Below are 6,921 nucleotides of genomic sequence, written 5' to 3' on the forward strand. Positions count from 1 at the left end.
ACCCCAATGGGGATTCATCTTTAGGAGCGTCTGATCAGGCGCCAGCGGGGGCGATTGGGGATGCAGTCGACGATCGTAATCAACGTCGTGGGATTGACCTCGCGAATGTTGGGTTCGAATGCGCCCAATCTGTCACGTTTGGCGGCAAAAGGCGGAGCGCGAACCCTAAACGCGATTTGCCCCGCGGTTACCTGTTCGGTGCAAGCAACGTTCTTGACCGGGTTGCTGCCTAACGACCACGGGGTGGTTGCCAATGGATGGTACTATCGTGATCTATCCGAGATTTGGTTCTGGCGCCAGTCCGCGGCACTTGTCGGTGGTGAGAAGATTTGGGATGTCGCCAAAGCGCGTGATGGAGACTTCACCTGCGCCAACATGTTTTGGTGGTTTAACATGTATTCCGGCGCTGATTTCGGCGTTACGCCGCGACCAATTTACCGTGCTGACGGTCAGAAAATCCCCGACTGTTACGCATCACCAGGTGAGTTACGCGACGAACTGACCAAGAATTTTGGGCCGTTTCCCCTTTTTTCGTTCTGGGGTCCAGCGACAACCATTGCCTCGAGTGAGTGGATCGCGCGTGCCGCAATCCATGTCCGCATAACACGCAATCCGACTTTGACCCTGATCTACCTGCCGCATCTCGATTACGGTCTGCAGCGTGTTGGTCCAAACGATCCCTCGATTGCACGCGATCTTCGCGAGATCGATGCAGTTTGCGGAGAAATCATTGCCGACGCGGAACGGGACGGTGCAAACGTCATCGTTCTTTCCGAATATGGCATCATGCCGGTTGATCGCCCTGTTCACTTGAACCGTGAGCTTCGTCGTGCCGGGTTTCTGGCAGTGCGAGAGGAGCAGGGATGCGAATTGCTTGACGCTGGAGCGTCTGCGGCGTTTGCCGTCGCGGATCACCAGGTCGCGCATATATATGTCCGAAACCCTGCGCGACTTGATGAGGTGCGAAATCTACTCGCGTCAGTCCAAGGCGTCGATCAGGTTCTTGGACCTGCGGAAAAATCATTCTTCGGCCTTGACCATCCGCGATCTGGTGAGTTGGTGGTACTTGCAAAGTCCGACAGTTGGTTTTCGTACTATTACTGGCTTGACGACGACCGTGCCCCAGACTTTGCCCGAACGGTCGAAATCCACCGCAAGCCGGGCTATGATCCTGTCGAGCTTTTCATCGATCCCAAACTTAGGCATCCAAAACTGTCGGTAGGGTGGCGTCTCGCGAAACGCAAATTAGGTTTCCGGGCGCTTATGGACGTCATCCCTCTGGACGACAGTTTGGTTAAGGGATCGCATGGGCGAATTACCGACGATCCCGCTGACGGGCCGGTGTTTTTATCGTCAAAGGGTGTGCTTTTACCGGAGGGAACGATCGCAGCGACCTCAGTGAAGGGCCTAATCTTGGACCATATCTTTCCCGAGGGCGCAGCTTTCCAAACATCCGCCAAAGATCGAGGGAGACAATATGCGTAGTCCGATTGCGGCCGTGGAAGCCGCGGCCCCGGCCAGCGACAGCTATACGCAGCGATTCTCGGTGAGCTACGAGTATCGCGTGGTGTTCACGCGAGATGTTTTTGCAGGTGGGAATCCGGTACTCGCGGAAATTCTCACCCAGCCTACCGGCTTGCGCGCCAAGTTGGTTGTCTTTGTGGACGATGGGCTGGTGTCGGCCGATCCCGGTCTCCTTGCACGTATTGACGCGTACGCAATCGCTCATAAAGATGTGGTCGATCTCGTATGTTTTCCCGAGGCTGTCTCTGGCGGTGAGGCATGCAAGAATGACGGCGGTCTCGTCGGGTCACTGCAAAGTCGACTGGTCGCCTTGGGGATAGATCGGCACGCTTTTGTCGTCGCCATCGGTGGTGGTGCCTTTCTCGATCTTATAGGCTTTGTAGCAGCCACAGTTCATCGAGGCATTCGGCATATCCGGATCCCAACCACCGTCCTGGCCCAGAACGATTCAGGTGTTGGCGTCAAGAATGGCGTCAACGCGTTCGGGCAAAAAAATCTACTGGGCACCTTCGTGCCGCCTTATGCGGTGCTCAACGACGCGGATTTCCTGTTGACGCTTAATTCGCGCGACAAGCGGTCCGGGATGGCGGAAGCCGTCAAAGTTGCCCTTATTCGTGACGCTTCATTCTTCCATTGGATTGAACGCAATGTGGATGACCTGCGCGCCTTCCAGGCACCCGCTGTCAGCTTTGCTATCCGACGGTGCGCGGAATTACATATGGATCAAATCGCGTCGGGTGGAGATCCGTTCGAGCGAGGCAGCGCCAGACCGCTCGATTTTGGTCATTGGTCCGCCCACAAACTCGAACTGTTGACGAAACACACGCTGCGCCACGGTGAGGCTGTGGCGATCGGCATTGCGCTCGATGCGCGCTATTCGACCCTTCGCGGATACTTGCCGGCCGGAGAAGATCAGCGGATCGTCAGCGCGTTACAGGCGCTCGGACTTCCGATCTATCATCAAGCCCTCGATAGTTTAGACCCTCAAGGCGGCCATAATGTGCTTGCCGGTCTCCGAGATTTTCAGGATCATCTCGGTGGCGAATTGAGCATCACCTTGCTTCGGGCGATCGGCTCGGCAGTAGAGGTGCATGAAATGCATGAGCCCGACATTCTCCAATCGATTTCTTGGCTGAGGCAAGGCGGAGCACTATGAGGATGCAAAACGGACAGGAACACCTGACCTATTGTACGAATGTGCATAAGGGCGAGACTTGGGAGGACGTATTCAACATCCTGCAGACGGATCTGCTTGCAGTGCGTCAGGCAGTGGCACCCATGGAGAGCTTCGGTGTGGGTCTGCGTCTTTCAGGACAAGCGCTTGCATCGGCAAGCGAGCCGCCGGCGCTCGACACAATGAAGCAGTATCTTGCCGATAATGACCTCTATGTCTTTACGCTGAATGCATTTCCTTACGGGCCTTTTCATGGAACGCGCGTCAAGCAAGATGTCTATCTCCCCGACTGGCGGGACGAGGAGCGGCTGCGCTATACCAACGCTTCAGCCGATTATCTCGCCAATTTTCTCCCAGAAAACATGAAGGGCAGTGTCAGTACGGCACCAGGATGCTTCAGGACTAATGTCGCCAGCGAGCAGACTGTAGCCGATATGGCCTCCCGCTTTGTCAGAAGTGCGGCGCATCTCGTTGATCTTCATCGAACAACGGGCAAGAGAATCGCGCTGGCGATTGAGCCTGAACCCTCCTGCTTCCTGGAGACAACCAACGAGGCGATTGCGTTTTTCAAGGATTTTCTTTTCGGTAGCACCGCCGTGGCTGAACTGTCTCGTTTGTGCGGTCTTCCGCGGGGGGAAGCTGAGACGGCCTTGCGCACGCATCTGGGTCTCTGTCTTGATCTGTGTCATGCCGCGGTCGAATATGAGGAGCCGGCAGAGACCTACGCGGCTCTAAGAGCTGCTGGCATATCCGTTACAAAAATGCAGGTGAGCGCTGGCTTGCGGCTCACAGAGGTAAGTCGGGAGACGCCCTCGTTGCTTTCGCCTTTTGATGATGGAGTCTATCTGCATCAAGTCATTGAACGGCGTGGGAAGATGATCAATCGATATCCGGATTTGGCCGACGCTTTCGCGGCCTTGAAAAACGCCGACGACGATTCAGATCGAGAGTGGCGGATCCACTATCATGTTCCTCTGTTTCTTGCCGATCTAGAACCATTTTCGTCGACCCAGGACTTCGTATGCGAGGCGCTCGCGCTGCATAGGCTGCAGCCGATTTCAAGTCATCTTGAGGTCGAGACCTATACTTGGGGGGTCCTGCCTCCGACATTCCGAACTGCGGGCCTGGTTCCGTCAATTGCGAGAGAGATCGAATGGGTACGTCAGCAGCTGCAGGCCTAACTTTAGGCTCGGCCATTCGGCTTGGACGGGTATCGAACCTGCCGACTGTCTGGACGAATGTTCTCGCTGGCGCAGTTCTGTCGGGGACGATGCCACGGGCGGGCCAGATCCTAGGCCTGATGCTGGCACTTTCATTATTCTATGTGGCTGGCATGTATCTCAACGACGCTTTCGATGCGAAGTATGACCGTCTCCATCGCCCAAGTCGGCCCATTCCCTCGGGCTCTGTTTCAATAACTGCAGTGTTTTCGATGGGTGGAGCGCTGCTAGCGGCTGGACTTGCACTCCTGCTGGTATTGACTGCGACAGGGAGTAACACCAGCACACTCAGCCTTGCATTTGGATTGGGCCTGGCAGCGCTGATAGTCATCTATGATGCGTGGCATAAAGGTAATCCGGTCGGGCCAGTGCTGATGGGTGCTTGCCGGCTTCTGGTTTACCTTATAGCCTCGGCATCAATTGCAGGGACAGTGCCCGTGGAGGCACGCTGGGCGGCACTGGTCTGCCTTTGCTACGTCATCGGATTGACTTACGCCGCAAAGCAGGAGGATCTGCTGCGACCGGGTAGCCTGTGGCCGCTTGTTGTTCTCGCCGCGCCGCTCGTCTATGCCATGCCGGCAGCGTTGCGATGGGGATATGCAACGATCTTCTACGCCGGACTCCTCGCGGTCATTATCTACGCGGTCGCGCAGCTGGTTCGGTTCGGGAAGGCGCGAGTGTCAACGGTCGTGACGGTGCTGATCGCCGGCATTTGTCTTCTCGACGCGGTCCTGATCGCCTCCGCTGGGGAGCCGGCTCTCGCGACAATCGCCGCAATCGGGTTCGTGTTGACGCTTCTTCTACAACGTATCGTTCCAGGAACGTGAGATGTCGCAGTCGATAGCTGCAGTTTTGTTATTACATCAGTGGATCGAACGGCAAGCAATGCCGGACGCGTTGGCTTGGCTCGATGAAGGCGTCATCAGCCTCTCTACGGAACCCCTGTCGAATTTCACCGCTTCCTTCGCCAAAATCGCTCGCCGTCTCGGTAAGGCTGCGCTAGATCTCACCGACGAAGACACTCGTGAGGCCTACGAGAAATGCGACGGCTGGCAGGCTGAAGGATTGACGATTGATCAGGCCGGCCGGATCCTGCTTATTGTCGAGGCTGCGAGTGTCCAGCCCGCTGAGATATTTCAACAACGCTTAAAATCACTGCTGACCACCGCCGACGTCGGCGAGCGTATCGCGATTTACCGAGGATTGCCGCTCTATCCCGCATCGGAAGCGGTCGTCGGTATAGCGCTCGATGGCCTGCGGACCTCCGTCGAGGCAATATTCGAATCGATCGCTCACCGAAATTGCTTCCCAGCGCGCCATTTTCCTGAGCCCGCCTGGAACCAAATGGTTCTCAAGGCGCTCTTTGTCGGCAGTCGGCTTGATCCAATCGTCGGATTGGACGCCCGCTGGAACAGCGATCTTGCTCGTATGCTATTCGACTACGCTCACGAGCGACGTGCAGCCGGGCGCCTCGTATCACCGGAATTGTGGCGAGGCGTTGGCCGGTTTGCGGATGAACGCGGTGTTGCGGATCTCGAAGCGTTGCTGGCTAGTGACGACCCGACCAGTCAGCATGCCGCGGCACTTGCACTAGCCGAGAATGCGACAGATCAGTCGGCCAGGGTGTTGATGCGTCACCCGGATCTCGCCGCGGCAACACGGGCATCCGAAATTTCATGGCAAACTATTTCGCAGCAATTGTCGAAGTTTTGACGCGGAGAGAACTATGACGCCGGTTAATGATTGGCCACAAGCATTCGTCTGCGCGGTCGCAGACCCATCCAGCGACAAATCGGGCAGCGTGAGCTGTCCGTGCTGTGGCAACTTGCTGTCGCCCGAGCAGATCACATCGCTGAAGGAACAGTTGGCAGCAGAGCCTGTACCGGTGGCAAACTTGCCACCCGGTACAATGTTTATTGACCCGCATTGCCATATGATCGCTCGAACCACCGCAGACTACATCGCCATGGCAACCGCTGGCATCGTTGCAGTAATCGAACCAGCGTTCTGGCTTGGCCAGCCACGGACCAATGTGGGAAGCTACATGGATTATCTTTCCCACATCGTTGGTTTCGAGCGGTTTCGCGCCGGTCAATTCGGCATACGCCATTATTGCACCGTCGGCCTCAATTCCAAGGAAGCTAACAACCCGGAACTGGCGGAAGCCGTGATGGAAATTCTGCCCTCCTTCGCTGCCAAGGACGGCGTCGTGGCAATAGGCGAAATTGGGTATGACGACCAAACAGAGCTTGAAGACAAATATCTGCGAGCACAGATCGAGCTCGCCAAAGAACTAGATCTTCCAATTATGGTCCACACGCCTCATCGTGACAAGAAACGCGGCACGATCCGAACGATGGACGTGCTTTACGAACACGGGTTCGATCCGACGCGGTGCGTAATCGATCATAACAATGAAGATACGGTGCGGGATGTTCTAGATCGGGGTTTCTGGGCGGCTTTCTCGATTTATCCCGGCACGAAAATGGGTAACGTTCGAATGGCTGCACTTGTACACCAGTACGGTCCGGACCGCATGATTGTCGATTCCGCTTGCGATTGGGGCGTCTCCGACCCATTGGCACTGCCCAAGACCGCGCTATTGATGAGGGAGCGCGGGGTCTCACACGAAGCAATCGTGAAGGTGACTTATCGAAATGCCCTTGCCGTGTATGGCTTGAACGGAGAAATGAAGGCATCCGATTGGCTTGATCCGATACCGATCGATCAGCGCGCGCTCTACTCTGGCAATAGCATTCTCCGAGGTGGACAGGCACCACGCGTGACGGACACGGTCTCAAAAAATACCTCGCTCGAGATTTCGTGAGGCTTCTGTAACCGCCTTGTGGCTTTTGATGATGGACGGATCGCGAACGCGATTTCATCGCAGGCATGCCGCGGAAGCGCGTCGTAGCCTAGAGTGCCTGCTTGACGGCGGCGTATGCGTCGACCAGTCCCGCGCCGGTCGCCCCGTCTTCGCCCCCGCCCGCAAGGATCCCGACC

Annotated in this window: 6 protein-coding genes; all 6 read left to right on the forward strand. The window is 56.5% G+C overall.

All coding sequences use genetic code 11. The annotated features are described in order from the left end of the window. Window positions 1-60 precede the first annotated feature (60 nt). From C5J26_RS23705 to C5J26_RS23730, 6 genes are read left to right on the forward strand one after another with little or no spacing between them, the layout of a single operon-like run. Window positions 61-1,485 carry an alkaline phosphatase family protein gene (locus tag C5J26_RS23705; RefSeq protein ID WP_105404025.1) on the forward strand — a complete coding sequence of 475 codons (1,425 nt, stop codon included), beginning with the start codon at window positions 61-63 and terminating at the stop codon, window positions 1,483-1,485. Next, a complete protein-coding gene (locus C5J26_RS23710) occupies window positions 1,478-2,680 on the forward strand; it encodes a 3-dehydroquinate synthase (RefSeq protein WP_105404026.1) in 1,203 nt (400 codons plus the stop codon). Before C5J26_RS23705 ends, C5J26_RS23710 begins: the two co-directional genes overlap by 8 nt. A 2-nt stretch (window positions 2,681-2,682) precedes the next feature. Further along, window positions 2,683-3,879 (forward strand): metabolite traffic protein EboE, encoded by a 1,197-nt coding sequence (eboE, locus tag C5J26_RS23715; RefSeq protein ID WP_105404039.1) that lies wholly within the window; start codon window positions 2,683-2,685, stop codon window positions 3,877-3,879. Next, complete coding sequence (locus C5J26_RS23720) at window positions 3,852-4,745, forward strand: UbiA family prenyltransferase (protein WP_105404027.1); 894 nt, start codon at window positions 3,852-3,854, stop codon at window positions 4,743-4,745. The genes eboE and C5J26_RS23720 overlap by 28 nt, the downstream gene beginning before the upstream one ends. A gap of 1 nt (window position 4,746) precedes the next feature. Beyond that, complete coding sequence (locus C5J26_RS23725) at window positions 4,747-5,631, forward strand: EboA domain-containing protein (protein WP_105404028.1); 885 nt, start codon at window positions 4,747-4,749, stop codon at window positions 5,629-5,631. 13 nt (window positions 5,632-5,644) lie between these two features. Then, on the forward strand, window positions 5,645-6,745 hold the full coding sequence (locus C5J26_RS23730) for a TatD family hydrolase (RefSeq protein WP_245441257.1): 1,101 nt from the start codon (window positions 5,645-5,647) through the stop codon (window positions 6,743-6,745). Window positions 6,746-6,921: the final 176 nt, after the last annotated feature.

This window comes from Neorhizobium sp. T7_12 (genome assembly GCF_002968535.1).
GTDB lineage: Bacteria > Pseudomonadota > Alphaproteobacteria > Rhizobiales > Rhizobiaceae > Neorhizobium > Neorhizobium tomejilense.

Coding starts and splice junctions, on each gene's coding strand:
- C5J26_RS23705 (WP_105404025.1), top strand. CDS start 61: ATGCAGTCGACGATCGTAATCAACGTCGTGGGATTGACCTCGCGAATG.
- C5J26_RS23710 (WP_105404026.1), top strand. CDS start 1,478: ATGCGTAGTCCGATTGCGGCCGTGGAAGCCGCGGCCCCGGCCAGCGAC.
- eboE (WP_105404039.1), top strand. CDS start 2,683: ATGCAAAACGGACAGGAACACCTGACCTATTGTACGAATGTGCATAAG.
- C5J26_RS23720 (WP_105404027.1), top strand. CDS start 3,852: ATGGGTACGTCAGCAGCTGCAGGCCTAACTTTAGGCTCGGCCATTCGG.
- C5J26_RS23725 (WP_105404028.1), top strand. CDS start 4,747: ATGTCGCAGTCGATAGCTGCAGTTTTGTTATTACATCAGTGGATCGAA.
- C5J26_RS23730 (WP_245441257.1), top strand. CDS start 5,645: ATGACGCCGGTTAATGATTGGCCACAAGCATTCGTCTGCGCGGTCGCA.